The 24,331-nt window shown below is 63.2% G+C and carries 29 protein-coding genes; 17 read left to right on the top strand and 12 right to left on the bottom strand.

Going from position 1 to position 24,331, the window contains the following annotated elements; all coding sequences use genetic code 11:
• Nucleotides 1–6 precede the first annotated feature (6 nt).
• Nucleotides 7–948: a nucleoside hydrolase gene (locus NKH37_RS30410; protein ID WP_352483583.1), complete on the bottom strand. Its 942-nt coding sequence runs from the start codon at nucleotides 946–948 to the stop codon at nucleotides 7–9.
• A gap of 144 nt (nucleotides 949–1,092) precedes the next feature.
• Between NKH37_RS30410 and NKH37_RS30405 the strand changes: the two genes are divergently transcribed.
• A complete protein-coding gene (locus NKH37_RS30405; RefSeq protein WP_023718964.1) occupies nucleotides 1,093–1,518 on the top strand; it encodes an Hsp20 family protein in 426 nt (141 codons plus the stop codon).
• Nucleotides 1,519–1,581: 63 nt separating this feature from the next.
• On the top strand, nucleotides 1,582–1,839 hold the full coding sequence (locus tag NKH37_RS30400) for a BQ00720 family protein (RefSeq protein ID WP_352483584.1): 258 nt from the start codon (nucleotides 1,582–1,584) through the stop codon (nucleotides 1,837–1,839).
• A gap of 71 nt (nucleotides 1,840–1,910) precedes the next feature.
• Here NKH37_RS30400 and ptsN read toward each other — a convergent pair whose 3' ends face one another.
• The 6 genes from ptsN to lptC form a co-directional block, all read right to left on the bottom strand.
• Nucleotides 1,911–2,375, bottom strand: coding sequence for a PTS IIA-like nitrogen regulatory protein PtsN (gene ptsN / locus NKH37_RS30395; RefSeq protein WP_023718962.1), 465 nt, complete (start codon nucleotides 2,373–2,375; stop codon nucleotides 1,911–1,913).
• Between the two features lie 59 nt (nucleotides 2,376–2,434).
• Nucleotides 2,435–3,019, bottom strand: a complete 585-nt coding sequence (gene hpf, locus NKH37_RS30390; protein ID WP_352483585.1) for a ribosome hibernation-promoting factor, HPF/YfiA family — start codon at nucleotides 3,017–3,019, stop codon at nucleotides 2,435–2,437.
• 288 nt (nucleotides 3,020–3,307) lie between these two features.
• Nucleotides 3,308–4,834, bottom strand: a complete 1,527-nt coding sequence (gene rpoN / locus NKH37_RS30385) for an RNA polymerase factor sigma-54 (protein ID WP_353005900.1) — start codon at nucleotides 4,832–4,834, stop codon at nucleotides 3,308–3,310.
• 198 nt (nucleotides 4,835–5,032) lie between these two features.
• Nucleotides 5,033–5,851, bottom strand: a complete 819-nt coding sequence (gene lptB, locus NKH37_RS30380; protein ID WP_023718959.1) for an LPS export ABC transporter ATP-binding protein — start codon at nucleotides 5,849–5,851, stop codon at nucleotides 5,033–5,035.
• Nucleotides 5,851–6,462 carry an LptA/OstA family protein gene (locus NKH37_RS30375; protein ID WP_023718958.1) on the bottom strand — a complete coding sequence of 204 codons (612 nt, stop codon included), beginning with the start codon at nucleotides 6,460–6,462 and terminating at the stop codon, nucleotides 5,851–5,853. The genes lptB and NKH37_RS30375 overlap by 1 nt, the downstream gene beginning before the upstream one ends.
• Nucleotides 6,449–7,162 (bottom strand): LPS export ABC transporter periplasmic protein LptC, encoded by a 714-nt coding sequence (gene lptC, locus NKH37_RS30370; RefSeq protein ID WP_023718957.1) that lies wholly within the window; start codon nucleotides 7,160–7,162, stop codon nucleotides 6,449–6,451. The genes NKH37_RS30375 and lptC overlap by 14 nt, the downstream gene beginning before the upstream one ends.
• Before the next feature lie 305 nt (nucleotides 7,163–7,467).
• Here lptC and sppA point away from each other — a divergent pair, with 305 nt between their 5' ends.
• The 4 genes from sppA to lhpI all read left to right on the top strand — a co-directional run bounded on the left by sppA (nucleotide 7,468) and on the right by lhpI (nucleotide 10,191).
• On the top strand, nucleotides 7,468–8,424 hold the full coding sequence (gene sppA, locus NKH37_RS30365; protein WP_353005901.1) for a signal peptide peptidase SppA: 957 nt from the start codon (nucleotides 7,468–7,470) through the stop codon (nucleotides 8,422–8,424).
• A gap of 78 nt (nucleotides 8,425–8,502) precedes the next feature.
• Nucleotides 8,503–8,787: an integration host factor subunit beta gene (locus NKH37_RS30360; RefSeq protein WP_006200394.1), complete on the top strand. Its 285-nt coding sequence runs from the start codon at nucleotides 8,503–8,505 to the stop codon at nucleotides 8,785–8,787.
• A gap of 49 nt (nucleotides 8,788–8,836) precedes the next feature.
• Entirely contained in the window at nucleotides 8,837–9,169 is a 333-nt protein-coding gene (locus tag NKH37_RS30355; protein WP_353005902.1) for a DUF1049 domain-containing protein, read from the top strand.
• Nucleotides 9,170–9,222: 53 nt separating this feature from the next.
• The gene (gene lhpI / locus NKH37_RS30350) at nucleotides 9,223–10,191 is read left to right on the top strand and encodes a bifunctional Delta(1)-pyrroline-2-carboxylate/Delta(1)-piperideine-2-carboxylate reductase (RefSeq protein WP_352856876.1); all 969 of its coding nucleotides are present in this window, start codon (nucleotides 9,223–9,225) and stop codon (nucleotides 10,189–10,191) included.
• A gap of 98 nt (nucleotides 10,192–10,289) precedes the next feature.
• Here the strand turns inward: lhpI and NKH37_RS30345 are convergent, their stop codons facing one another.
• The gene (locus NKH37_RS30345; RefSeq protein WP_031193999.1) at nucleotides 10,290–10,658 is read right to left on the bottom strand and encodes a VOC family protein; all 369 of its coding nucleotides are present in this window, start codon (nucleotides 10,656–10,658) and stop codon (nucleotides 10,290–10,292) included.
• Between the two features lie 87 nt (nucleotides 10,659–10,745).
• Entirely contained in the window at nucleotides 10,746–11,429 is a 684-nt protein-coding gene (locus NKH37_RS30340; RefSeq protein ID WP_352856874.1) for a helix-turn-helix transcriptional regulator, read from the bottom strand.
• A 124-nt stretch (nucleotides 11,430–11,553) separates the two neighbouring features.
• Here NKH37_RS30340 and NKH37_RS30335 point away from each other — a divergent pair, with 124 nt between their 5' ends.
• The 7 genes from NKH37_RS30335 (at nucleotide 11,554) to olsB (ending at nucleotide 19,004) form a co-directional block, all read left to right on the top strand.
• Complete coding sequence (locus NKH37_RS30335) at nucleotides 11,554–12,039, top strand: DUF1772 domain-containing protein (RefSeq protein WP_352856872.1); 486 nt, start codon at nucleotides 11,554–11,556, stop codon at nucleotides 12,037–12,039.
• An 89-nt stretch (nucleotides 12,040–12,128) separates the two neighbouring features.
• On the top strand, nucleotides 12,129–13,193 hold the full coding sequence (locus tag NKH37_RS30330) for an RsmD family RNA methyltransferase (protein ID WP_352592651.1): 1,065 nt from the start codon (nucleotides 12,129–12,131) through the stop codon (nucleotides 13,191–13,193).
• Nucleotides 13,194–14,057 carry a TrmH family RNA methyltransferase gene (locus NKH37_RS30325; RefSeq protein WP_353042176.1) on the top strand — a complete coding sequence of 288 codons (864 nt, stop codon included), beginning with the start codon at nucleotides 13,194–13,196 and terminating at the stop codon, nucleotides 14,055–14,057.
• 26 nt (nucleotides 14,058–14,083) lie between these two features.
• Nucleotides 14,084–14,560, top strand: coding sequence for a signal peptidase II (lspA, locus tag NKH37_RS30320; RefSeq protein ID WP_023718949.1), 477 nt, complete (start codon nucleotides 14,084–14,086; stop codon nucleotides 14,558–14,560).
• Nucleotides 14,561–14,612: 52 nt separating this feature from the next.
• Complete coding sequence (gene acuI, locus NKH37_RS30315; protein WP_352495488.1) at nucleotides 14,613–15,602, top strand: acrylyl-CoA reductase (NADPH); 990 nt, start codon at nucleotides 14,613–14,615, stop codon at nucleotides 15,600–15,602.
• An 88-nt stretch (nucleotides 15,603–15,690) separates the two neighbouring features.
• Nucleotides 15,691–17,979, top strand: a complete 2,289-nt coding sequence (locus NKH37_RS30310; protein ID WP_353005903.1) for a response regulator — start codon at nucleotides 15,691–15,693, stop codon at nucleotides 17,977–17,979.
• A gap of 149 nt (nucleotides 17,980–18,128) precedes the next feature.
• The gene (olsB, locus tag NKH37_RS30305) at nucleotides 18,129–19,004 is read left to right on the top strand and encodes a l-ornithine N(alpha)-acyltransferase (RefSeq protein ID WP_023675251.1); all 876 of its coding nucleotides are present in this window, start codon (nucleotides 18,129–18,131) and stop codon (nucleotides 19,002–19,004) included.
• A gap of 9 nt (nucleotides 19,005–19,013) precedes the next feature.
• Here olsB and NKH37_RS30300 read toward each other — a convergent pair whose 3' ends face one another.
• Complete coding sequence (locus tag NKH37_RS30300) at nucleotides 19,014–19,646, bottom strand: trimeric intracellular cation channel family protein (protein ID WP_023718946.1); 633 nt, start codon at nucleotides 19,644–19,646, stop codon at nucleotides 19,014–19,016.
• 75 nt (nucleotides 19,647–19,721) lie between these two features.
• Between NKH37_RS30300 and NKH37_RS30295 the strand changes: the two genes are divergently transcribed.
• Together NKH37_RS30295 and NKH37_RS30290 are read left to right on the top strand one after the other, a co-directional pair.
• Nucleotides 19,722–20,372, top strand: coding sequence for a TetR/AcrR family transcriptional regulator (locus NKH37_RS30295; RefSeq protein WP_353005904.1), 651 nt, complete (start codon nucleotides 19,722–19,724; stop codon nucleotides 20,370–20,372).
• Nucleotides 20,373–20,425: 53 nt separating this feature from the next.
• On the top strand, nucleotides 20,426–21,205 hold the full coding sequence (locus tag NKH37_RS30290) for a quercetin 2,3-dioxygenase (protein WP_352495491.1): 780 nt from the start codon (nucleotides 20,426–20,428) through the stop codon (nucleotides 21,203–21,205).
• Between the two features lie 119 nt (nucleotides 21,206–21,324).
• On the opposite strand, the gene grpE is transcribed toward NKH37_RS30290, so the two are convergent.
• Nucleotides 21,325–21,960 (bottom strand): nucleotide exchange factor GrpE, encoded by a 636-nt coding sequence (gene grpE, locus NKH37_RS30285; protein ID WP_023675250.1) that lies wholly within the window; start codon nucleotides 21,958–21,960, stop codon nucleotides 21,325–21,327.
• 236 nt (nucleotides 21,961–22,196) lie between these two features.
• On the opposite strand from grpE, the gene NKH37_RS30280 reads away from it, so the two are divergent.
• On the top strand, nucleotides 22,197–22,400 hold the full coding sequence (locus NKH37_RS30280; RefSeq protein WP_023718943.1) for a hypothetical protein: 204 nt from the start codon (nucleotides 22,197–22,199) through the stop codon (nucleotides 22,398–22,400).
• Nucleotides 22,401–22,521: 121 nt separating this feature from the next.
• Nucleotides 22,522–23,544, top strand: coding sequence for a fatty acid desaturase (locus NKH37_RS30275; protein WP_023675248.1), 1,023 nt, complete (start codon nucleotides 22,522–22,524; stop codon nucleotides 23,542–23,544).
• A gap of 146 nt (nucleotides 23,545–23,690) precedes the next feature.
• Here the strand turns inward: NKH37_RS30275 and NKH37_RS30270 are convergent, their stop codons facing one another.
• Nucleotides 23,691–24,311: a DJ-1/PfpI family protein gene (locus tag NKH37_RS30270; protein ID WP_352483597.1), complete on the bottom strand. Its 621-nt coding sequence runs from the start codon at nucleotides 24,309–24,311 to the stop codon at nucleotides 23,691–23,693.
• Nucleotides 24,312–24,331 lie beyond the last annotated feature (20 nt).

The raw sequence follows: 24,331 nt of genomic DNA, 5'->3' as shown, positions 1-24,331 counted from the left end.
GCGGCACTAAAGCCGCCCCAGCCTTTCCAGCAACAGCGCGAAAAACGCATCGTGATCGATGTCGCGCATCACCATGGCGTTCTTCGGCCGCTTGGTCACTCCCCACCAGTCGATCACCGTCATGCCCATGGTGAGCTCCGAGGCAGTTTCCACGCTGACATTGCAGTTGCGGCCCTTGAACAGCTTCGGCTTCAACAGATAGGCGATGACGCAAGGATCGTGCAGCGGGCCGCCATCGGTGCCGTATTTCTCTTCGTCGAAGCGTTCGAAGAATTCCAGCATGTCCGCCGTCGCCGTGCCGACCCTGGTGCCGAGCTTGCGGAAAGCCTTCGTGCGCTTGGCGGTGGTCAGCGCCTTGTGGGTGACGTCGAGCGGCATCATCACGATCGGAATGTCGGATTTGAACACGACATCGGCGGCATGCGGGTCGACATAGATGTTGAACTCGGCAGTCGGCGTGACGTTGCCGCCCTCGAAGAAGCCGCCGCCCATCAGCACGATCTCCTTGATGCGCGGCGCGATTTTCGGCTCGCGGATCAGCGCCAGGGCAACATTGGTGAGCGGCCCGAGCGCGCAAAGCGTGATCGTGCCGGTCTCCTCCTTCATCAGCGTCTCGACGATGAAATCGACCGCATACTGATCCTGCAGCTTCATCTTTGGCTCAGGCAGTTGCGGTCCGTTGAGGCCGGTCTTGCCATGCACTTCCTCGGCGGTGACGAGTTCACGCGCCAGCGGCCGGATGGCGCCTGCATAGACCTTGACATCCGGCCGGCCGGCCAACTCGCAGATCTTGCGTGCGTTTTTTTCGGTGAGTTTCAGCGGCACGTTGCCGGCCACCGCGGTGATGCCGACGATCTCCAGCTCGGCGCTGCCGAGCGCCAGCAATATGGCGACGGCATCGTCCTGGCCGGGGTCAGTGTCGATGATGATCCTGCGAGATTGGGGCATTTCAATTCCTTGTTTTGGCAAGTCTTTTTGGGCGGGACGTGTGACGGCTTGAAGTCTGCCGGGCGGCGGACCATATCAAGACCATCGGGAAAAATGCCATCCGGGTTTTTCCACTTTATGTCGCTCTTGAGAGGACACTGTAACATGAGCCGAATGACGCCTTTTTCCAGCCCGCTTCTCCTCGGTTTCGATTCCATGGAAAAGACACTGGAGCGCTTGGCGAAGTCGGGTGACAGCTATCCTCCGTACAACATCGAGCGCCTCAGCGGTGCCGACGGCAAAACCGAAAGGCTGCGTATCACGCTCGCCGTCGCCGGTTTCGCGGAAAGCGATCTCGATGTCTCCACGGAGGAGAACCAGTTGGTCGTGCGCGGCCGTCAGAACGACGACACCGAGCGCGAATTCCTCCACCGCGGCATCGCCGCGCGCCAGTTCCAGCGCTGTTTCGTGCTGGCCGACGGCATGCGGGTGATTGCGGCGGAATTGAAGAACGGCCTCTTGTCGATCGATCTCGATCGGCCGGAGTCCGAACGGCTGGTACGAAAAATAAACATATCGGTGAAAGACTGAGTTTTGCCGATAGCTCTCATGCGGGATGGCCTTGAGCGGCGTCTCGCGGCAAGGAGGCTTGAAATGACCAGAACTGACGAAAATATCATCATGACCAGCGGCGAATTCGCTCATCTCGGCGAAGGTTCGGTCGCCTATCTCAGGAAAGTGTCGAGCGACGATCTGCGCGGCCGTTTCCCGGGCCTCGGCGAAATCGCGCCCGGGCTGGAACTGTGGGCCCTGTTCGCCGCCAACGGCCAGCCGATCCTGCTTTCGGATGCTCGCGATCGGGCGCTGGCCGGCGCCTTGGAAAACGATCTGACCCCCGTCGCTATCCACTAACAACACGGCGCGCCGATCTGGCTGAAACGGACAGGGCCGCTCACGGCGGCCCTTCAACGGGTCCAATCAACTCAGGCGGCGTGCGAGGCCTGTGTATCCGACAGCAGCGCGTGGATGGCCACGGCATCGCGCGTGCCCCTGATCTTGGCAACCGTGTCGGCATCGCGCAGCACCCGCGCGATGCGCGACAGCGCCTTGAGGTGGTCGGCGCCGGCACCTTCGGGGGCCAAAAGCAGAAACACCAGGTCGACCGGCTGATCGTCGAGGGCCTCGAAATCGACCGGTGTCTCCAGCCGGGCAAAAACTCCAGCGATCCGCTTCACCCCGGCCAGCTTGCCATGCGGAATGGCGATGCCGTTGCCGACGCCGGTCGAACCCAGCCGCTCGCGTTGCAGGATGGTGTCGAACACCTCCCGCTCCGGAATGCCGGAAATTGCCGCCGCCCTTTCAGACAGCAATTGCAGCAGCTGCTTTTTGGAGTTCGCCTTCAACGCCGGCATGATTGCCGGAACGTTGACGAGATCGCTCAGATCCATGCTTGAAATCCCTTGTTCGCCTGCCGTCGCCAGTCCCCACGCTTGCGTGCGGCTGGTTTTTACCCCTGCGCGACCTTGGCCGTAGACGGGTCGATCCAGCCGATATTCCCGTCCGGCCGGCGATAGACGATGTTGAGATGGTCGTTTCCGGCATTGCGGAAGACCAGGACCGGGCTGTCCTTGGTGTCGAGCTCGATCACGGCTGACGCTACCGACATGGTCCGCAGCGTCATGGTCGATTCGGCGACGATGGCCGGCGCGAAATTCTCCGGTATCTCCTCGTCGTCATCGGCAAGCGGGGCCATCACCGTATAGGCGACGTCGGTGAGTTCGCCATTGCTATTGCCTGAATTGTGCGACTTCAGCCGGCGCTTGTAGCGCCTGAGGCGGGTTTCCAGACGGTCCGCCGCGGCATCGAAGGCAAGCGTCGGATCCTGGGCATCGCCGGTCGCCTGCAGCGAAGCACCGGAATCCAGCCGGATCATGCAATCGGCCGTGTAGCGCGACCCCGATTTGACGACTACGATTTGCCCTGAAAAGCCCCGATCGAAATATTTCCCGATCACTTCCCCGACACGGTCGTTGATGCGCGTACGGAACGCATCGCCGATATCCATGTGTTTTCCCGATATGCGCAGTGTCATCTGAAAACTGACCTTCCTTGCTCAGGCTTCAAACTGTCCCGAGTTTATACTCGTGGTCCGTGCGCACAAGCTTTGCGGCGTCACTTGCGCCGATTTTAAATCCGAACTTTCCGGTTGATCACAAGCCGCCTTCTTGGCCGTCCGTGGCCTACGTCGTGACGGACCATCTCTCGTGCGGGCATCAGCGAACTCAAATCCACTCGCCAGCCCGTCTCATGCGGGCGGGCTTCTAGCCACTTCGTTGCCGCTTGTCAATGAACGCGAAAGCTGTGGAAATTCTGCCGGAGTTCAACGGCCGGCGCTGGCCAAAGCGCGTTTTTCGCGCCGCCGTTGCACCGAAGAGGGTATGTTCATGCCTTCCCGGTATTTGGCAACCGTGCGCCTGGCAATGTCGACGCCGCTTTCCCGCAGCATGTCCACGATGGCATCGTCGGAAAGCACATCGACGGCTTTCTCTTCGTCGATCAGCTGCTTTATGCGGTCGCGCACCGCTTCCGACGAATGCGCATCGCCGCCACCCGACGAAGCGATCGAGGCGGTAAAGAAATAGCGCAGCTCGAACACGCCGCGCGGCGTCAGCATGTATTTGTTTGCCGTGACCCGGCTGACCGTCGATTCGTGCATGCCGATAGCGTCCGCCACCGTGCGCAGGTTGAGCGGCTTCAGGTGCCGCACGCCGTGGACGAGAAAAGCGTCCTGCTGGCGCACGATCTCGGAGGCGACCTTCAGGATAGTCTTCGCCCGCTGGTCGAGGCTGCGCGTCAGCCAGTTGGCATTCTGCAGGCATTCGGCGAGGAAATCCTTTTCCGCCTGGTTTTTCGCATGCGGCGTGACCTGAGCGAAATAGATGTGATCGACCAGCACGCGCGGTAGCGTCTCGGCGTTGAGCTCGACCGTCCAGCTGCCGTCATTGGCTGCGCGCACCTCGACGTCGGCCACGATCGCATCGCTGGCACCGCGCGAAAACGCCATTCCCGGCCGCGGGTCGAGCGCCCGGATCTCGGCCAGCATGTCGAGCAGATCCTCCTCGTCGACACCGCAAATCCGCTTCAGCGTCTGGAAATCGCGCCGTGCCAGGAGTTCGAGATTGGCGATCAATGCCCTCATCGCCGGATCGAGCCGGTCGCGCACGGCAAGCTGCAGCGACAGGCATTCGGCGAGATCGCGGGCGAAGATGCCGGCGGGCTCGAATGTCTGGCAGACCGCCAGGACCCTTGCCACCGCCGTGGCGTCCGTGCCGAGGCGGGCCGCGATCTCGGCCATGTCCGCACGCATGTAGCCGGCCTCATCGACGCCGTCGGCAAGCTCGCCGGCGATCAGGCGCGCGGCCGGATCGGCGAAGGCGAGCGCGACCTGCTCGCCGACATGGTCGCGCAGCGTGATGGCAGCCGCCGCCATATCCGCGACATCGAAGCCGTCGGAGGAAGAGGCGGAACTATTGCCGGACGCCGATTTCCATTGCGCCGTCAGGTCGGGGCCGAGCCGCTCGCTCGTTCCAGGATCATCGGGAAACAGGTTTTCCAGCGACGTATCGAGCTTTTCCGAGATCGCCTCGGCGCTCCACGCCGTCTCCGCTTCGAACCAGTCGCCGTCGGCGGCCGGTTCCGATGCGGCGTCGCTCTTCTGCGCCTGGTCGCTGGCGGCGTCGTCCTGCGGTTCGGCGCGTTCCAGCAGGGGATTGCGTTCGATCTCGTCGTCGATGAAGCGTTCCAGTTCGAGGTGGGTGAACTGCAGCAGGCGGATCGACTGCATCAGCTGCGGCGTCATCACCAGCGACTGCGACTGTCGTAGCTGTAGTTTTGCCGCCAACGCCATGGTTCGGTTTCAAACGCCCCGTCTACGCACCCGCACTGCCGGAAAGAATTTTCCAGGCCAGCATAGAAACTGGCCCGGCTTTTGCTTGTCAAGGCGAGGTGCGGAAAAACTCGCCTGCCAGCGCGTTTTTCAGGCAGAAAATCGAAGAAAAAGCTGCCGGACTACGCCGGAAATCCCGTTCGAACCGGAATTTCGCATTTAGAGCGTAAATCCCTCGCCAAGATAAAGCCGCCGCACATCGGCATTTGCGACGATTTCGTCGGCTCGGCCATGGGTCAGCACCTGACCGGCATGGATGATGTAGGCGCGGTCGATCAGGCCAAGGGTCTCACGCACATTGTGGTCGGTGATCAGCACGCCGATGCCACGTGCCGTCAAGTGGCGCACGAGCTGCTGGATGTCGGCGACGGCGATCGGGTCGATGCCGGCGAACGGTTCGTCGAGCAGCATGTAGGCGGGGCGGGTTGCCAACGCACGGGCAATTTCGAGGCGCCGCCGCTCACCGCCGGAGAGCGACAGCGATGGAGCCTTGCGCAGATGGCTGATGTGGAATTCCTCGAGCAATTCGTCGAGCAGGCGCTCACGCTCCTTGCGGCTCTTTTCGACCACTTCGAGCACGGCCCGGATGTTTTGCTCGACGTTCAGGCCGCGAAAAATCGACGCTTCCTGCGGCAGATAGCCGATGCCGAGACGGGCGCGGCGATACATCGGCATCGACGTGACGTCGAAGCCGTCGATTTCGATGGTGCCTTCGTCGACCGGCACCAGCCCGGTCACCATGTAGAAACAGGTGGTCTTGCCGGCGCCATTGGGGCCGAGCAGCCCAACCGCCTCGCCGGCGCGCACGCCCAGCGTCACGCCGCTGACGACTTTGCGGCCCTTGTAGCTTTTGGTCAGCCCCTTGGCGATCAAGGTTCCCTTGAACTTTGCCGCTTCGACGGTGACCCTGGCCGGTGCCGCAAGTTTGCTGGCGGCGCGCCCTGGAAGACGCGCCAGCAGCGACGATATGCCGGTCATCAGGGTTTCGCTGCTCCAGACTTCGCCTGCGGCGTGATCGACATCATGACGCGGCCGCCGCAGGCGTCGACCTGGGCAAGGCCGCTCTTCATCTGCACGGTAAGCTTGCAGCCGACAAGCACGTTGTCGCCTTGCGAGAGCACGACCTTGCTGCCCGAAAGCACCAGCACCTCGGTCTTCATGTCGAAGGTGCCGCGGTCGCCGGTGGCAACCTGATTGTCCGATTTGATGTAGACCTTATCGTCGACCACGAGATGGTCGATGTTGGCGGATCCGGTCATCGCCGCGGCACCCGCCGGCTCGGCGCCTTTGGCGGCGGCTGCATCCCTGACGTAATAGACCGTCATTTTGCCGGCCTTGAGTACGGTTGGACCCTGGACGACGTTGACGTTGCCGGTGAAGACGGCGACGCTTTCCGCCTGGCGCACCTCGAGCTTGTCGCTTTCGATCTGGATCGGCTTGTCGCCCGACAGCCTGAGGCCGGACATTTGGCTGGTGGCGCTGGACTGCGCCAGCGACGAAGCCGTCCCCAGGGTGAGCCCCAATGGCAGCCCGAGGGTCAGCAACGCCGAAACCGCGGCGAGGCGCCGTGCCGAACTACTGAACCGCATTGGTCTCTCCGCTCTTTGCCTCTGCCGCCTTCAAACTGGCGGGATCGATGTCGACGCGCACCTTGTTCTCGAAAACCAGGACCTTGCCATTGTCCTGGACCGACATCGAATCCGCCCTGATCCGCGACCCGCCGCGGCTGACATCGACGGGTTCGCTTGTCTTCATAGTGCCTTCGCCCATGTCGAGATAGACTGATTTGAATTTTGCCACCACGCCATCCGTGGTCGATACCGTCACGTCGCTGGTCAGGCTGAACGTGTTGCCGTCGCGATCATAGGTGCCGCGCGCGGCATCGATGGCGGCCGTGTTGTCGGCCGCAATCGGCAGCCTGGCCTTGATGCCTTCCAGATCGATGATGCCTTGTTTGCTGACGTCCTGTATGGCGCGCAGGGCCGTCATCGAATAGGGCAAGTTCTGCTTGGTGAAGCCGTTGAGCTTGGGATTGGCCATCACCAGCTTGCCATTGGCAAAGGAGCCGCCGTCGGCCTGCACCTCGATTGCAGCGGGAGCCATGAGATAGGAATAGACCGGAAACGCGACCGCGATCAGGGCGGCGACCAGCGGCACGGCCAGCTTGAGGATCCGCACCCGGCGCGAATGACGCTGCGCGATGTCAAAGGCGTCGACCCGCGCCCGGCCTGCGGCCTTGGGAGCCAACTCCGTCTCGGTGTTGGTCGGTTCGATTGGTCCCGCTAACATGACTGCTTCTTCTAAACCCCTGCCCGCCAGGCCGCCCTATAGGTCGGGTGCCGGCGCCCTCAAGCAAGCACAAGCCGAGGAAAATCGCAAAAATATGACAGCCGCCCCTATACAACGAAAATGGCCCCAGCGCAGCCTGAACCTCATACCAGATATAGGCGCACAGTGTTAGAGCCTGTGGAACGCGACAGGTTGAAGCTTGCCCGAACGCCGAAGACGGCTTTGGCGAAGGCCGTCAGGAAACGGTAGCCGGGCGCGAATGGTTGCTTTAAAAGCATCTGCTCCCACCGACTACGAGGCTGACCATGGCATTGAGAGCCGACGACCTGATCGACCGCCGCCGCTTGCGCCGCAAGCTGACATTCTGGCGTGTTGCGGCGATTCTTGTCGCCGCAGCCGGGCTGATCGCCTTTTCCGCGTGGATTTATGGTGACGAATTCACCGGCGCGGCTGTCGACCACATCGCTAAGGTCAAGATCGAAGGTACCATCACCGAAGACGAAGAACTGATCAAGCGGCTGGAAGCCATCCGTCAGTCGCCGCGCGTCAAGGCTGTGATCCTGTCGATCGATTCACCCGGCGGCACCACCGTCGGTGGCGAGTCGATCTACGAGGCAGTGCGCAAGCTCGCCGCCGACAAGCCGGTGGTGGCCGAGGTCGGCACGCTCGCGGCGTCGGCGGGTTACATGATAGCCACCGCGGCCGACCATATTGTCGCACGCAAATCCTCGATCGTCGGCTCGATCGGCGTTCTGATCCAGTACCCGGACGTCAGCGGCCTCATGGACAAGCTCGGCGTCAAGCTGGAGGAGGTGAAATCCTCGCCCTTGAAGGCCTCGCCTTCCCCCTTCAAGCCGACCAATGACGATGAACGCGCCATGGTCCGCAAACTCATTCTCGACAGCTACGACTGGTTCGTCGGCATCGTCGCCGAGCGCCGCAACATGACCAAGCCGGAGGCGCTGGCGCTCGCGGACGGGTCGATCTTCACCGGCCGGCAGGCGGTCGCCAACAGATTGATCGACGCGGTCGGCGGCGAGGCCGAAGCGATCGACTGGCTTGCAGGCAAGGGTGTCGATGCCAAGCTCAAGGTGGTGGAATGGAAGGACACGGAAAAACGCGGTGGTTTCCTGTTCTCCAAGGCGATGGCGCAGACCGTCGGCGCTGCGCTTGGCCTGCCTGGCCATGGCGGCGACGTCCTTCACGAAATTGGAGCGGACCGCTTGTTTCTTGACGGTCTCGTTTCCGTCTGGCACCCTTGAGGAGCCGCTTGGGAGTGAAAAAGCAAATAAAATCATTCTGATAATTTCGGCGGCACTGCTTTCACGGGGAGCCTTTTCATGATCAAATCCGAACTTGTGCAGATCATCGCCACGCGCAATCCGCATCTTTTCCTGCGCGATGTCGAAAACATTGTCGGCGCCATCTTCGATGAAATCACCGACGCGCTTGCCGAGGGCAACCGGGTCGAGTTGCGCGGCTTCGGCGCGTTTTCGGTGAAAAACCGCCCTGCCCGCACCGGCCGCAATCCGCGCACCGGCGAATCCGTAGAGGTCGAGGAGAAATGGGTGCCGTTCTTCAAGACCGGCAAGGAATTGCGTGAAAGGCTGAACGGAGGCAAATAGGCGCGGCGCCCGCCGACCCGTTGCTGCCTTTTCTTCCGAACGGAAAAACATGTTCAATCGCTTCATCCTCATCGTGGTTTTCGTGCCGCTGGCCGTCATCCTGATTGCGCTGGCCGTCGCCAACCGCGAACCGGTGGCCTTCACGCTCGATCCGTTCAATCCCGGCAATCCGGCGCTGACGCTGACCGTGCCGCTGTTCATTTTCCTGTTCCTGGCGCTGGCCATCGGCATGATCGTCGGCAGCCTGGCGACCTGGATCAAGCAGGGCCGCTACCGCAAGCTGGCGCGCCAGCGCGGCGCCGAGGCCGAGAACCTGCGTCTGGCGGTCAGCCGCGCGCCCACCGCGTCGCAGAGCCCGGCCTTGCCGAAGCCGATGAACTGAGCCGCGGCTCGGGCCGGAAGCGCAACCGGCCTATTTCTCCACGGAGCCCTTTCATGCTGACCATTTCCGCCGCCGAGGTCGACCGCGCGCTGACCTTTCCCGGGCTGGTCGAGACATTGCGCGCCGCTTTTCGCGACGGCGCCGTGCAGCCGGTCAGGCACCATCACACGGTCGAGCGGCCCGACGGTGCCGCCTCGACGCTGCTTCTGATGCCGGCCTGGACCGACTTCAACGCCGCCGGCACCTCGGTCGATGGCCATATCGGCGTCAAGATCGTCACAGTGTCGCCCGACAACAACGCCGTCGGCAAGCCTGCGGTGATGGGCCTCTACCTGTTGCTGGACGGCGCCACCGGCGAGCCGCAGGCCTTGATCGATGGCCAGCGGCTGACGCAGTGGCGCACCGCCTGCGCCTCGGCGCTGGCCGCCTCCTATCTGGCCCGCGAAGACGCATCACGGCTGCTGGTGGTCGGCGCCGGCGCGCTGTCGCCATTCCTTGCAAAGGCGCATTCGGCGGTGCGGCCGATCAAGAACATCCGCATCTGGAACCGCACGCCGGCCAACGCCGAAAAGGTCGCGGTGAAATTGCGTGCCGAGGGTTTTGCGGCCGACGCCGCAGGCGATCTCGACGTCGAACTCGGCCAGGCCGATATCGTGTCATCGGCGACCATCACCACCGCGCCACTGATCAAAGGGGTACTCTTGAAACCGGGAACCCATGTCGATCTGGTTGGCGGCTTCACGCCGGCGATGCGCGAAAGCGACGACGACGCGATTGCACGCGCCCGCGTCTATGTCGACACCCGCGCCGGCGCCACCAAGGAAGCCGGCGACATCGTCCAGCCGCTGGCCTCCGGCGTGCTGAAGCCGCAAGCCATCGTCGCCGACCTCTATGAACTGGCACGCGGCCAGAAAAAAGGCCGACAGGGCAATGACGAGATCACGCTGTTCAAGTCGGTCGGCGCGGCCCTCGAGGACCTGGCCGCCGGCATTGCCGTGTATCGCGCAAGCGTAGGGCAGTAGGGCAGTAGGGCAGTAGGGCAGTAGGGCAGTAGGAAACCGTGCTAATCGTGCGGCGCCGCGCCTAGTGCTACTTTGCTCTCGCCTACTGCCCTACTGCCTTACTCCTTTTGCCAATAAACCCGCAGCCGGTGGTTGTCCGGATCGAGCGCGACGAAGGTGCGGCCGAAATCCATGTCGGTCGGGCTCTGCAGGATGGTCAGCCCACGGTCGGCCCACTCGGCATGGGTGGTGTCGACAGCGCCAGGCGTATCCAGCGCAAAGACGACCTCGGCGCCGCCGCCTGCGGCCGCCGCGGCCGGCTCTACGGTATGACGCGACCAGAGGCCGAGTTTGAAGCCGTTGTCGAGCACGAACAACACGAAGGTCGGCGAGGTGTCGACTGGCTCGCGTCCGAGCAGCGCGCTGTAGAAGGCGCCGCTTTGCTCAGGCTTGTCGACATAGAGGATGACGAAATTGGGCGGTGTCATGAATTTGCTCTCCAGATGGTTTCGACTGGAGCAGCATAGCGTGCACCACTGCCAGATTCTGGCAACAGTCTTAACTGAGCGGCAGCCTTAGCTTGGCTTGTCGAGCGTCGCCCGCCATTCTTTGAGCAGCACCTGGCGACGGCGCGGATAACGCGTCTCGGTGGCGTTGAGGCCGGATATCCGATCGGCGCGAAAGTGCCTGAAATCCTGGCGCATCTCGCACCACGCCGCGACGACGCGCACCTTGTCGAAGAAGCCGAGTGCAAACGGCCAGACGGTGCGCTCGGAGGCAGCGCCGCCGGCATCGCGATAGACAAAGCTCAACTTGTGCTCCTCGCGGATGGCTTGCCGCACCATGCCGAGATCGATGCCTTCGGTGACCTCGGTGCGCGACCCGACCAGCAGCGTCGAGGCATCGAGCTCTTCGCGCAAATCGTCCGGCAGCACCGCGGCGATCTTGGCCAGCGCGTCGGTGGCGGCGTTGGCAAGCCGCCAGTCCGGCTGCTTGGCCACCCAGCGCGAACCGAGCACGATCGCCTCGATCTCCTCGTCGGTGAACATCAAGGGCGGCAGCATGAAGCCTGGCCTGAGCACGTAGCCCAGCCCCGCCTCGCCCTCGATCGGCGCGCCCTGCCCCTGCAGCGTGGCGATATCGCGATAGAGCGTGCGGATCGACACACCCATTTCGCCTGCAAGGCTGCGGCCGCTGACTGGCCGGCGATGCCGGCGCAGGATCTGGATCAGGTCGAGCAGGCGTTCGGCGCGGGACATGGATCGCAACCCGATTTGGATGGATGCCCAATTTGCATGGACGATAGTGCGCCTGCGCTTTCGGCGGCAAGCAGGATGATCGCCGACCGGAACGTATGCGGCCTGACGCCGTTGTCTGGCCATTATGGATATACGCGGTTTTCTGTTGTTCTGGTCTGTTTTGACCGCCACCGTTGCTGCCCTAAGCCTCGGACCATCCTTCGCCCACGTACTGGAATCGGTGCCGCGGCTGACCAGATGGCCGCCTTCGCTCTGGCGAGAAACCACGGTCTTCAATGCTCAGTTCCAGTTCTTTTTGACTGTCGGCGCACCGCTGGACGTGGCGGCCGTCGCCTGTCCGGGGCTCCTCGCATGGATGCTGCGCGGCGACCGCCCGGCATTCTGGTGGGTGTTGGCCGCCACCATGCTTTATCTGATGGCGCTTGTCGCGTGGGTTGCGCTCGTCAAACCGGCAAACGATGTCCTGGCCACCTGGGTGCCTGGACCGATCCCGGGCAATTTCGAAGCTATCCGGAGCCGCTGGGAAGCCGGCCATATGGTCGTCACCGGCTTCAAGGCCGTCGGTTTCATCGCGCTCGCAGTCGGGCTGCTGTCGATCAGGCGTGGCTGATCCGTTCGCAAACGCCTGCAGCCCTTTTGTTGCGCCGGTCAATTCGCTGTGGCAGAAGCGGCGCAGCCGCCGTCCGGAGATGCGCCTTCTTGAAACCTTTTCGCGACAAACGCCGCGACAGCCGCCCGCCCGCGAAAAAAGGCGGGATAGAGCAGCCGCGGCGGCGCGACCCCAATCCAACCGCTGGTCCGGAGACGAAACCGCAGGACCGGTCCGAGCAGAAAGCAGCGCCGCGCCCACTTTCGCGCCGCGATGGCGCGCTGCCTGCCGAACATCTGCCGCTGATCCTCGAAGTCGGCGCCAATCAGGATTACGCACTGCTCGACAGCGGCGCCGGAGAAAAGCTCGAGCAATACGGCCCCTACCGCATCGTTCGGCCGGAGGGCCAGGCGATCTGGCAAAAGGCATTGCCGGCCAGGGACTGGGAACGCGCCGATGCCATTTTCACCGGCGATACCGACGAGGAAGGCATCGGCCGCTGGCGCTTTCCGAAGACGCCGCTCGGCGAGACCTGGCCGATGAAGCATGACGGCATCGACTATCTCGGCCGCTTCACTTCGTTTCGCCATGTCGGTGTCTTTCCCGAGCAGGCCTCGCACTGGGACCACATGGCCGGGCTGATTGCGGCGGCAAAACGGCCGGTGAAGGTGCTGAACCTGTTCGGTTATACCGGTCTTGCCTCGCTGGTGGCGGCGCGTGCCGGCGCCGAGGTCACCCATGTCGATGCTTCCAAGAAGGCGATCGGCTGGGCGCGCGAAAACCAGGAGATGGCGGGCCTGTCGCAAAGGCCGATCCGCTGGATCGTCGACGATGCCGTGAAATTCGCCGAGCGCGAGGAGCGCCGCGGCAGCCGCTACGACATCATCCTGTTCGACCCGCCCGCCTATGGCCGCGGACCGAAGGGCGAGGTCTGGCATCTGTTCGAAGATTTGCCGGCGCTGACCGACATCTGCCGTGCGATCCTGACGCCGAAGCCGCTCGCTGTGGTGCTGACCGCCTATTCGATCCGCGCCTCTTTCTTCGCCATCCACGCCTTGATGCGCGACACCTTCGCCGGCATGGGCGGCACGGTCGAATCCGGCGAATTGATCATCCGCGAGAAATCCGCCGGCCGGGCGCTTTCGACCTCGCTGTTCTCGCGCTGGGTGGCCTGAATGAGTGCGTACGAACGGCACGCGGGCGCGCCAGGGCAGGTGAAGGAAGTCACCAGCCTCGCCAATCCGCTGGTCAAGGACATCAAGGCGCTCGCGCAGAAGAAATTCCGCGACCAGCAGAATGCCTTCATGGCCGAAGGCCTGAAGCTGGTCATCGACGCGCTCGATCTCGGCTGGTCTATCAGGACATTGGTTTTCGCCAAGGCCGGACGTGGCAATGCGGCGGTTGAAAAAGTTGCGGCGCGCACGGTTGCCGCCGGCGGCACCGTACTTGAAGTTTCGGAAAACGTGCTGGTCGCCATCACCCGCCGCGACAATCCGCAAATGGTCGTCGGCGTGTTCTCGCAGAAATTGCTGCCGCTGAAGGACATTCGCGCCCATGATGGCGACGTCTGGGTGGTGCTCGACCGCGTCCGCGACCCCGGCAACCTCGGCACCGTCATCCGCACGGTCGACGCCGTCGGCGCCAAAGGCGTCATCCTGGTCGGCGAGACCACCGATCCCTTTTCGGTCGAGACGGTACGCGCCACCATGGGCTCGATCTTCGCCGTGCCGGTCGCCAAGGCGTCGGCCGAGGCTTTTCTCGCCTGGCGAAAGAGCTTTCCCGGCCTCGTCGCCGGCACCCATCTTAAGGGTGCGGTCGATTACCGCTCGGTCGATTTTTCAAAAGGCCCGGTGCTTTTGATGATGGGCAACGAGCAGCAAGGCCTGCCTGACGAGCTTGCCGCAAACTGCGACAAGCTGCTGCGGATACCGCAGGCAGGCCGCGCCGATTCGCTCAACCTTGCGGTGGCCACCGGCGTCATGCTGTTCGAGATCCGGCGCGGCGCGCTGAAGCTCGGCCCGGAGGATGCCCGATCGTGACATCCCAAACCGTGAAACTGCAAACCATGAAGTCCTGGAGCCCCTACGCTTTTCTGGTTGTCGCCGCGATAGCGCTCGACCAGTGGCTGAAATATCTGGTCGAGACCGGCCTTGCCTTCCAGGAAAGGCTCGATCTCCTGCCGTTCCTGGCGCTGTACCGCACCTACAACACCGGCATCGCGTTTTCGCTGTTTTCGTCCTTCGGCGACACCGGCCTGGTGGTCGTCGCGGTTCTGGTGGTCGCTTTCGTTCTCTATCTTGCGGCCCGCACGCCGCCCGGCCACCTGCTTGCCCGCGTCGGCTTCGCGCTGATCGTCGGCGGCGCGCTCGGCAATCTGATCGACCGCGCTGCCTATGGCCATGTCATCGACTATATTCTGTTTCACACGCCGGTCTGGTCCTTCGCGATCTTCAACCTCGCCGATGCCTTCATTTCGGTCGGTGCCGTGCTGGTCGTCTTCGATGAGCTCATTGGCTGGTGGCGCGGAACATCGAGCGATTGACCTCACTCGCCCGGCACCGCACATTTCTTATTTGCAAGCCCGAGGAGAAAAAATGCCCGAAGCCTTCAAAGCCATCCTCGTTTCGCGCGACGCCGAGAAAAACCAGTCGGTCGCGGTGACCGAGCTCACCGAGGCAGACCTGATGGAAGGCGACGTCACCGTCGCGGTGGAGGCGACGACGGTGAACTACAAGGACGGCCTTGCAATCACCGGCAAGGCGCCGGTGATCCGCCGCTGGCCGCTGGTGCCGGGCGTCGATTTCGCCGGCACCGTCATCTCGTCTTCCAATCCCGACTGGCGCGAGGGTGACAAGGTCATATTGAACGGCTGGGGCGTCGGCGAGACGCATTTCGGCGCCTTTGCCGGACGCGCCCGCGTCAAGGGCGACTGGCTGGTACCGCTGCCGGACGGCATGAGCCCGCATGATGCGATGGCGGTCGGCACCGCCGGCTACACCGCCATGCTTTGCGTCATCGCGCTGGAGCGCCACGGCATCGTGCCCGACCGCGGCCCTGTGGTGGTGACGGGCGCTGCCGGTGGCGTCGGGTCGGTCGCGGTCTCGATCCTGTCCAGCCTCGGCTATCACGTCATCGCCTCGACCGGCCGCAGTGCCGAAAGCCCCTATCTGACCGACCTCGGTGCCGCGGAAGTGATTTCACGCGACGAGCTTGCGCAGCCTGCAAAACCGCTAGCCAAGGAACGCTGGGCCGGCGGCATCGACGCTGTCGGCAGCCACACGCTGGCCAACGTCCTGTCGATGACCTCCTATGGCGGCGCCGTTGCCGCTTGCGGCCTCGCCGGCGGCATGGACCTGCCGGCAAGCGTCGCCCCGTTCATCCTGCGCGGCGTCTCGCTGCTCGGCATCGATTCGGTGATGGCGCCCAAGGCGGTCCGCATCGAGGCCTGGCGCCGCATCGGCACCGATCTCGATCACGCAAAGCTTGCCAGCCTGTCGACGAGCATCGGCTTCGACGGCATCATCGGCGCCGCGCATGACATCGTCGAGGGCAAGATCCGCGGCCGCGTGGTGGTGGACATGTGAGGCTCCAAAGGGAAAAAAAGAGCGCGACCGCTAAAATTCGAACGATCAACCACAACCTTCAATAAGCTCTGTCTGGCAGGAATTCCGTATGATTGCGGAACCCGGCATCAGAGAGGCGGAACCAGCCGAACGGGCCGACCGGGCGGCCCCCGAGGCGTCAGGGCGGCAGCTTGTCGCCGCGCCGCCGCTGGCGCCGGAATTGCCGGACGCCAACCGCCACGGCCTGCCCTTCCTGACTCTCGTCGCCATCGTCGTGCTGGCAGGCCTGTCGCATCTGACCGGAGCGCCGATCTTCATCACCATTGGCCTTTTGGCGACAGCCATCGCCGGGCTCGCCATGCATCTGCGCAACAGGCGCACCCAGCGTCGCGCGGTGGCCCTGCTCGATGCCACGACCGCCCGCAGTCGCGCCGAGATCGAGACGCTGGCCGACCGCATGTGGGAGATGCAGGAGAGCGAGGAGCGCTTTCGCGGTCTGATCGATGCACTCGGCGATCTCGTCGTCCACCGCGACGGCGACGGCCATATCGTCTACGCCAACAAGGTTTTCGCCGACCTTGTCGAAACCGACCAGCGCGACCTCGCCGGCAAGACCCTGGCGGAACTAGGCATCGATGTCGGCATCGTTCCCGACGCCGCCTTTTCCGACCATGAATGCCTGAGTTCCACTGATGTCGCCATTCGCACGCCGGACGGCCCACGCTGGTTCTCTTGGATCGAGCTGTCGGTGCGCGACAAGGACAGCGGCGCCGTTTCGCATCGCGCCATCGCCCGTGACATCACCGCCCGCAAACGCGCCGAATCCTCGCTGATCACCGCCCGCGAACGGGCCGAATATGCGAGCCAGGCCAAATCGCGCTTCCTCGCCACCGTCAGCCACGAGATACGCACGCCGATGAACGGCATCATGGGCATGGCCCGGCTTCTCGCCGACACCAGCCTTTCGCCCGAGCAGCGGACCTATGTCGGCGCCATCTCGACCTCGGCCAGCGCGCTGCTGGCGCTGATCGAGGACCTGCTCGACTATTCCAAGATCGAGGCCGGCCGCTTCGATCCCGAACCGCAACCGATGTCGGTGCGCGAGATCGCCGACAATGTCATCGAGCTTTTGGCGGCGCGGGCTTTTGCCAAGGATATCGGCCTCGGCTGCCATGTCGAACCCGACGTGCCGCAGCTGATCACCGCCGACCCCGGCAGGGTCAGGCAGGTGCTGCTCAACCTTATCGGCAATGCCGTCAAGTTCACCGACAGCGGCGGCGTCCTGGCAAGCATCGGCCGCGTCCGCACCGAAACCACCAACCGCATCCGCTTCACCATCACCGACACCGGCCCCGGTCTGCGCGAGGAGGACATGGAGCGCATCTTCGAGGACTTCGAACAGGCTGACGGCACCTCGACCCGTACGCATGGTGGTGCCGGCCTCGGTCTCGCGATTTCCAAGCGCCTGGTGACGGCGATGGGCGGCACTATCTCGGTGTCGAGCCGGCTTGGCCAGGGATCCGAATTCGTCTTCGAGATTCCCGCTATTTCCGCCGTCGAGGCGCTGCAGATCCGCCAGAACGCGCTGTTGGGCCGGCATGCGGTAATCGTGTCGAAGAACCTGGTCGAGGCCGAAGCCATCGCCCGCACCATTCGCGCCAATGGCGGAACGGTCGATCTGGCCGCCGCCGCCGCCCAGGCCGCCCCTTTCGCCGAGGGCTGCAACGTGCTTCTGGTCGATGCTGCCATGGAGCAAAGCGACGGCAGGCTGCTCAGGCGCCTGCGCCAGAGCGGATTTGTCGATTGCGAGGCGGTGACGCTGATCGCGCCGACCGACCGCGGCATGCTTGGCGAGTTCCGTGCCAACGGTTACGCCACCTTCCTGGCGAGGCCGGTGCGCGGCGAGACATTGCTGCGCGTGCTTTTGACCAGCCACGCACCGGTCATCGCCGAGCCGCAACCGCAAAAGCGCGGCGCGCAGGCTGGGCACGCCATTGGCGGCCGCCAGCAGGGCCTGTCGGTGCTGATCGCCGAGGACAACGACATCAACGCCATGCTGGCCCGCGCCACCCTCCTGAAGGCCGGGCATCGGGTGAAAGTGGTCGGCAACGGCAAGGCCGCGGTCGAGGCGGTCATCAGCACCGGCCATAAGCACCGCTACGACGTGGTGCTGATGGACCTGCATATGCCTGTCATGGACGGGCTGGACGCCATCGCCGCCATCCGCCGCCATGAGGAGGAGACCGCGGTTCCGCCGGTGCCGATCATGGTGCTGTCGGCCGACAGCCAGGAAAAGACCCGCCACGCCGTGCTCGCCCACGGTGCGAGCGGCTTCGTCACCAAGCCGCTCGACCCTGATGCCCTGGTTCATGCGGTTGAAGGGCAAGTGGCCGCTTGAGGCACAACATAGACGGTCGATAGATTACCCAGCCGACGAAGTATTGCCCGCAGAGCCGTATCACGGTACTGTCACAATCCTGTTGCACCTACACCGTATCCCCGTGCCAAGAGGGATGGCTCGAAGGAGAATCACTCGTGCATACAGTCATGCCGGAATGTGATGCTCGGCCGAACGCCAGCGGGCCTTTGCTCGTCGGCCGGAACGCCGATGCCGTCATAAAAGGCGCATCGCTCGGCCGCATCGGCAATCTCGAAGTGCGGCTCGCCCGCAACGAGGCCGAGATCGCCGCCGCGCAGGAAGTGCGCTACCGGGTGTTCTACGACGAGCTTGGTGCCAGGAAGGACCTGTTCCAGATGCAGGACCGCCGCGATGCCGACCGCTTCGATCCCCTCTGCGACCATCTGCTGGTCTTCGATACTTCGCTTTCCGGTCCCGAGCATCGCCGCATCGTCGGCACCTACCGCCTGCTGCGGCAGGAGATTGCCGCGGCGGCGGGCGGCTTCTATTCCGAAGGCGAATTCGAGTTGACCAAGCTGATCGCGCGACATCCCGGCCAGCGCTTCCTCGAGCTCGGCCGCTCCTGCGTTCTGCCGGAATACCGCTCCAAGCGCACCATCGAGGCGCTGTGGCAAGGCATCTGGGCCTATATCAATCATTACGGCATTGGCGTGATGACCGGCTGCGCGTCGTTCCACGGCACCGTGCCGGCGGCACATGCAGAGGCGCTGACCTATCTTGCCCACCACTGCCGGACGAATTCATCGTGGGACGTGCGTGCCGTCGCCGGGCGCTATTGTTCGATGGATCTGATGCCGATCGAAGCCGTTAACACCAAGGCGGCGATCGCCGCGATGCCGCCGCTGGTCAAGGGCTATCTGCGCGTCGGCGCGCGCATCGGCGACGGTTGCGTCATCGACCGTGAATTCTCGACGGTCGACGTGTTCGTGGTGATGCCGGTCAAGGAGATCGGTGCCCGCTACGTCAATTATTATGGCGGGGAAGCGCAGCGGTTTGCAGCCTGACACCTTAAATCAGGGAATATCTTCCGGACGCCGGCCAGGCTTGCTTTTGTAGGACGGAAAGGCCCAGCCGAATTTCAGCGCGCCGCCGCGTACGCAGAAAGCCGCCATGAAACCTGCCAGGCCCGACGCAAGCGGCGGCAGTCCGGCGAAATCGCCAAGTGTGTAGAGGCCGGCGCCGGCAAGCGCTGCGGTAACGTAGATTTCCGGTCTCAGGAGCACCGAAGGCTCGCCTGTCAACAGATCGCGCAGAATGCCGCCAAGGGTTGCGGTGAGCATGCCGGTGACGATCGAAACTGCAGGTGACCCGGTGATCGTCAGCCCCTTGGCCGCGCCAATCACCGAAAATGCGGCAAGACCTATGGCGTCGAGCCAGAGCAGCAATTTGTAGCGCGACTCGAAACGATGTGCGCTGAAGAAGACGACGACCGCCACCGCCGCACAGATTAGCACATAGTCGCGGTTTCCCACCCAGAACACGGGCACGTTGAGGATGACGTCGCGAAACGTTCCGCCCCCGATGCCGGCAACGCTAGCCAGAAACAGGTAACCGATAATGTCGAGCTGTTTGCGCGAGGCGGCCAGCGCACCGGTCGCCGCGAAGACGGCGACGCCGGCATAGTCGAGAAGCTCGATCGGGTTCATGGAGGGAATAATGAAATACCGAGTGGGGAATAGCGAGTGGCTCCTGCGAATCTGGATTGACTCCAGATAAATTAAATGATTGAATTGTTCATTCAATTATTTGGGTGGACGTCTATGTCCCCTCGCCGCTACAGCATGGCTTCCCGGACTGCCGCCTTCACCAAGACGAGGCAGCGGATTCTCGACGCGACAATCAAGCTGCACACCCAGAACGGCATCTTTGGCACGACTTGGAAGGATATCGCTACGGAAGCCGATGTCGCCGTTGGCACCGTCTACAAGCATTTTCCTACTCTGGATGACCTGGTGCCGGCGTGCGGCGAATTGCTGATGGAGCGCCTGCGTCCTCCGTCGCCCGAAGCAGTGAGGGAGATAATCGGCGACGCGACCGATCCTGAAGAACGGCTACGCCGGGTCGCCAACGAGCTGTTCGCCTTCTACCAACGTGGCGGACGGCATCTCGAAAGCGACCTGCGCGAGCGCGAGCTTCCGGCCATGCGGGAATGGGAGGAATACCTGCGACACATGGTGGCCGGATTCGTGCGTGAGGCACTGGCGCACGACGGTCCGGGCGATGATGTCGTGCAGGCAATCAGCTTTCTATTCGACTTTCCGACGTTCAACGCCATGCGGATACGCGGTATGACGGTGGACCTCGCCGTCGAAACGGCAACGACAATGGCGCTCTGCTGGCTCAAAGGCAGAGGCCGGACGAGCACGTCTTGAGCGAACAGAATGCGGGAGGCGAAACAAAGGTCAGATGGCAAAGGGAGGAAGTCATGGACACGAATGTCGTTGAAATCACTGAATTTGCATTGAAGCCCGGATTCACCGAGCAGATGTTCCTGCAGACTAGGGATGAAGTGAATGACGAGGTGCGAAAGCTCAGGGGTTTCCTCAACCGTCGCCTGCTCAAATCCGCAGGCGGCTGGACGGAGATATTCGAATGGGCGGACATGGACAGCGCCAAGGCGGCTGGCGAGGTCTGGTCCTCCCTGCCCGGCATCAAAAACTATTGCTCGATGGTGAATTCCGCCTCGATCAAGGTCGGCTACCATTCTGTGGCGGCCGTGGCTGGCGGCGAAGCTGGCAGGAGCACTCCCCACGCCTTTTGCAGTCACGCCTTGGAAGGAGAGGCGCGCTGGTGGCTTGGCTCGCTAGCGGTGATCAAGGCGACAGCGGTCCAGACCGCGGGCCAGTTCACGCTGATCGAAGTGCTCGAGAGCGAAGGTGAGGCGCCGCTGCATGTGCACCATCGCGAGGACGAGTCATTCCTGGTGATGGAAGGCGAGATCGAGTTCGAGATCGGCGGTAAGGCGATTATGGCTGGACCCGGTTCGTTTCTCTTTGGGCCACGCGATGTGCCGCACCGCTATACGGTCAAGCGTGGGCCGGCCCGGATGCTGTTCTTCTTCACGCCTGGCGGTTTCGAGGAACTTCTGAGGGCGACCAGTGTGCCCACCGCCGACAGGCGCATTCCTCCGGACGGCGAAGGAATGCCGGACATGGAGACATTCCCCGACGTGGTCCGCCGCTATGGCTGTGAACTGCTGAGCTGAGGGCAGGAAAGCCTGCACGGCGAACTGTTTGATCGCCCTGAAATCGGATAGGTTGGGGGCGGTCGATCATCCCTCACGCTTTGATGGCGGTTGCTGGCTAACGGAGCCCTACTCCCAGTTCACGCATCCTTCTCAGCCTGCTCGTTCACCGGCCCCGGCTCCACCGGCGCTTCGCTTGCCACATGCTTGGGGCCGCCCTTGGCGACGCCGACCATGGCCGGCCGCAGCACGCGCTCGCCGATCGAATAGCCGGGCTGCACGACCTGGACGACCGTGTTGGCCGGCACGTCGGGATTGGGCACCTCGAACATCGCCTGGTGGAAATTCGGATCGAATTTCTCCCCCTCGGGCTCGAGCTTCTTCACGCCGTGGCGCTCCAGCGCCGACAGCATGGCGCGCTCGGTGATCTCGACGCCGTCGATCAGCGCCTTGAAGCCGGCATCACCCGACGCCTTGGCCTCCTCCGGGATGGCATCCAGCGCACGGCGCAGATTGTCTGATACCGACAGCATGTCGCGGGCAAAATTGGCGACCGCATAGGCGCGCGCATCGTGGACGTCTCGGGCGGTGCGGCGGCGCAAATTCTCCATGTCGGCCGCCACGCGCAGCGCGCGATCCTTCAGCTCTTCGTTTTCCTTCAGAAGCCGCACAAGCGCTTCATAGTCGCCGTCGACGCCGCCTTCCCTTGGCTCCGCGGCAGCCTCGGTCTTCTCGGCTTCATCGGGCGCGCGTTCGTCTTTTGCCTGGTCGCTCATCGCCGTTTCCCGTCATTTTCAAATGGTGTGGATTTGCGCCCGATATCGAGGTTTAGCGGCCAAAAATCAAGGGGCAAGCGATACTGCAGCCGCTGTTGCGGCTCGATGGCGGACGGCGCAAACCTTTCGATTTAATTCAAACTTTACCGTAACCGCCGGCTTTGCTTGCCAGGCTACTACAATGCGGGAACCATTCCTCCCTTGGAAGAGTTTCGAAGCCGACACAGGATTTTGAGATGATGCCCCGCAGGAACGGCGAAAAACGCAACGGGCTCGCCGCCGATATCCGGCGCCAGCTCGGCACCGAAGCGACCAAGCGCTTTCTGCGCACCTTGCCGGCCTTCCGCACCGAGTCCGATATTCCCGACCGTCTGAAGGAATTGCTCGACCGCCTGGACGGCGTGGAAGCCAAGGTGGTCGCAGGCGGGCGCCGTCGGTAGCGCGCCGTTGCCAGGGACGCGACCGGCAATTGTGGCCGGTTGCCATCGCGCGACGTTTACGCGCAGTAACTTTGCGTGATCTCCGTCTTGCGGCAGCGCCCTGCTCCGCCTATGTTTCATGATGAACATGATTTCCCCCGAAGCTGTGGCAAACAGCAAGCGCGCCTGGTTGAAAATCCTGTCGCGCTATAAAAAGCCCGACAGACGTCGCAGCGCTGTCGAACTCGCCATCACCCTCATCCCTTTCGCCACGTTATGGGCGCTGTCCTCGGCCGCCTATGCCTATGGCCATTGGTGGGGTCTGGTCCTCATCCTTCCGGCCGCCGGCTTTCTGGTGCGGATCTTTATGATCCAGCACGATTGCGGTCACGGCTCCTTCTTTGCCAATCGCTATGCCGACGACTGGATCGGCCGCGTCCTTGGCGTGCTGACGCTGACGCCCTACGATTGCTGGCGCCGCGCCCACGCAACCCATCACGCCAGCGCCGGCAATCTCGACGAGCGCGGCACCGGCGACATCAAGACACTGACCGTCGCCGAATACCGGCAACTGTCGTGGCGGGGCCGGCTCGCCTATCGCCTCTATCGCCATCCGCTGGTGATGTTCGGCCTTGGCCCGATATGGATTTTCATTTTCGAGCAGAGACTGCCCTTGGGCATGATGCGGGGCGGCCTCACCCCTTGGGTGTCGTCGATGTCCACCAACCTCGCCATCGCCGTCATCGCCGCTCTGCTCATCTGGTTCGTCGGCCCCGGCGCGTTCCTGGTCGTGCATCTGCCGATCGTCATTCTCGCCGGATCGGCCGGCATCTGGCTGTTCTACGTCCAGCATCAGTTCGAGGAAACGGAGTGGACAAAGGACTCCGAGTGGGAATTCCAGCACGCTGCCCTGCACGGCTCGTCCTATTACGACCTGCCGCCGGTTCTGAACTGGATCACCGGCAATATCGGCGTCCACCATGTGCACCACCTCTCGGCCAAAGTGCCGTGTTACCGGCTTCCGGAAGTGCTGAGGGACTATCCGGAGTTGCGTGAGATCGGCCGCGTCACGCTTCTCGACAGCCTGCGCTGCGTCAAGCTGGCGCTATGGGACGAGAGCCGCAGCAAGCTGGTCTCGTTCCGCGAAGCGCGGATGGCCGTGTAGACGCACCGCCGCACCTAAAGCGCGTCGCGCTCGACCGGCCTCATGCGACGCGCTTTAAGTTCTTGTTTATGCATGCCGTTATCGCAAAACCGCTGCACACTTTTGCGCGACATGCATTAGGGGCGCGGCGGCTCCAAATTCCGAGCTTAAGCCGCCTGGCGTTGGTCGCGCATCAGGATCTCTCCCTGGCGAATCTCGGTGCCCAGCACTTTCAGACATTCGCGCATGAAGGCGGCAAGGCCCGGCCAGCCCTTGGCCGACACCAGATTGCCGTCGACATGGGCACCGGTCGGCGCAACATCGATATAGATGCCCCCGGCCAGCGTGACTTCCGGCTCGCAATATTGCAGCGCCGCGACTTCCCTGCCGCGCACCACGCCGTCGACCGCGATCAGGATCTGCACGCCGTGGCAGATGGTGAAGATCGGCTTGCCGGCCTCATGGAAATGCCGCACCAGCGCCTGCACGCGCTTGTCGATGCGGATATATTCCGGCCCGCGCCCGCCCGCCGCGTAGACGGCGTCGTATTCGGCCGGGTTGACCTCGGAAAACGTCTTGTTGAGGATGTAGTCGTGGCCGAGCTTTTCCGTATAGGTCTGGTGGCCTTCGAAGTCGTGCAACGAGGTCTTCAGGATGTCGCCGGCCTTCTTGTCGGGGCAAACGACATGGACCGTATGGCCCACCGCATGCATGGCCTGTTCAAAGACGAAAATCTCGTATTCCTCGCTGAACTCGCCAACGAGCATCAATATCTTCTTGCCAGCCATACCCGGTTCCTCCCTTGTGG

It is taken from the genome of Mesorhizobium sp. M1217, from assembly GCF_040318275.1.
Lineage (GTDB): Bacteria > Pseudomonadota > Alphaproteobacteria > Rhizobiales > Rhizobiaceae > Mesorhizobium.
The sequence above is the reverse complement of the archived record's forward strand: the minus strand, read 5'-3'. Positions and strand labels throughout refer to the sequence as shown.

Coding starts and splice junctions, on each gene's coding strand:
- rpoN (WP_353005900.1), bottom strand. CDS start 4,834: ATGGCGTTGGCGGCAAAACTACAGCTACGACAGTCGCAGTCGCTGGTG.
- lhpI (WP_352856876.1), top strand. CDS start 9,223: ATGCTGACCATTTCCGCCGCCGAGGTCGACCGCGCGCTGACCTTTCCC.
- NKH37_RS30270 (WP_352483597.1), bottom strand. CDS start 24,311: ATGGCTGGCAAGAAGATATTGATGCTCGTTGGCGAGTTCAGCGAGGAA.
- grpE (WP_023675250.1), bottom strand. CDS start 21,960: ATGAGCGACCAGGCAAAAGACGAACGCGCGCCCGATGAAGCCGAGAAG.
- NKH37_RS30405 (WP_023718964.1), top strand. CDS start 1,093: ATGAGCCGAATGACGCCTTTTTCCAGCCCGCTTCTCCTCGGTTTCGAT.
- ptsN (WP_023718962.1), bottom strand. CDS start 2,375: ATGGATCTGAGCGATCTCGTCAACGTTCCGGCAATCATGCCGGCGTTG.
- NKH37_RS30345 (WP_031193999.1), bottom strand. CDS start 10,658: ATGACACCGCCCAATTTCGTCATCCTCTATGTCGACAAGCCTGAGCAA.
- NKH37_RS30275 (WP_023675248.1), top strand. CDS start 22,522: ATGAACATGATTTCCCCCGAAGCTGTGGCAAACAGCAAGCGCGCCTGG.
- acuI (WP_352495488.1), top strand. CDS start 14,613: ATGCCCGAAGCCTTCAAAGCCATCCTCGTTTCGCGCGACGCCGAGAAA.
- NKH37_RS30355 (WP_353005902.1), top strand. CDS start 8,837: ATGTTCAATCGCTTCATCCTCATCGTGGTTTTCGTGCCGCTGGCCGTC.
- NKH37_RS30400 (WP_352483584.1), top strand. CDS start 1,582: ATGACCAGAACTGACGAAAATATCATCATGACCAGCGGCGAATTCGCT.
- NKH37_RS30290 (WP_352495491.1), top strand. CDS start 20,426: ATGGACACGAATGTCGTTGAAATCACTGAATTTGCATTGAAGCCCGGA.
- NKH37_RS30340 (WP_352856874.1), bottom strand. CDS start 11,429: ATGTCCCGCGCCGAACGCCTGCTCGACCTGATCCAGATCCTGCGCCGG.
- lptC (WP_023718957.1), bottom strand. CDS start 7,162: ATGTTAGCGGGACCAATCGAACCGACCAACACCGAGACGGAGTTGGCT.
- hpf (WP_352483585.1), bottom strand. CDS start 3,019: ATGACACTGCGCATATCGGGAAAACACATGGATATCGGCGATGCGTTC.
- lspA (WP_023718949.1), top strand. CDS start 14,084: ATGAAGTCCTGGAGCCCCTACGCTTTTCTGGTTGTCGCCGCGATAGCG.
- NKH37_RS30295 (WP_353005904.1), top strand. CDS start 19,722: ATGATTGAATTGTTCATTCAATTATTTGGGTGGACGTCTATGTCCCCT.
- NKH37_RS30335 (WP_352856872.1), top strand. CDS start 11,554: ATGGATATACGCGGTTTTCTGTTGTTCTGGTCTGTTTTGACCGCCACC.
- sppA (WP_353005901.1), top strand. CDS start 7,468: ATGGCATTGAGAGCCGACGACCTGATCGACCGCCGCCGCTTGCGCCGC.
- lptB (WP_023718959.1), bottom strand. CDS start 5,851: ATGACCGGCATATCGTCGCTGCTGGCGCGTCTTCCAGGGCGCGCCGCC.
- NKH37_RS30310 (WP_353005903.1), top strand. CDS start 15,691: ATGATTGCGGAACCCGGCATCAGAGAGGCGGAACCAGCCGAACGGGCC.
- NKH37_RS30280 (WP_023718943.1), top strand. CDS start 22,197: ATGATGCCCCGCAGGAACGGCGAAAAACGCAACGGGCTCGCCGCCGAT.
- olsB (WP_023675251.1), top strand. CDS start 18,129: ATGCCGGAATGTGATGCTCGGCCGAACGCCAGCGGGCCTTTGCTCGTC.
- NKH37_RS30300 (WP_023718946.1), bottom strand. CDS start 19,646: ATGAACCCGATCGAGCTTCTCGACTATGCCGGCGTCGCCGTCTTCGCG.
- NKH37_RS30325 (WP_353042176.1), top strand. CDS start 13,194: ATGAGTGCGTACGAACGGCACGCGGGCGCGCCAGGGCAGGTGAAGGAA.
- NKH37_RS30410 (WP_352483583.1), bottom strand. CDS start 948: ATGCCCCAATCTCGCAGGATCATCATCGACACTGACCCCGGCCAGGAC.
- NKH37_RS30360 (WP_006200394.1), top strand. CDS start 8,503: ATGATCAAATCCGAACTTGTGCAGATCATCGCCACGCGCAATCCGCAT.
- NKH37_RS30375 (WP_023718958.1), bottom strand. CDS start 6,462: ATGCGGTTCAGTAGTTCGGCACGGCGCCTCGCCGCGGTTTCGGCGTTG.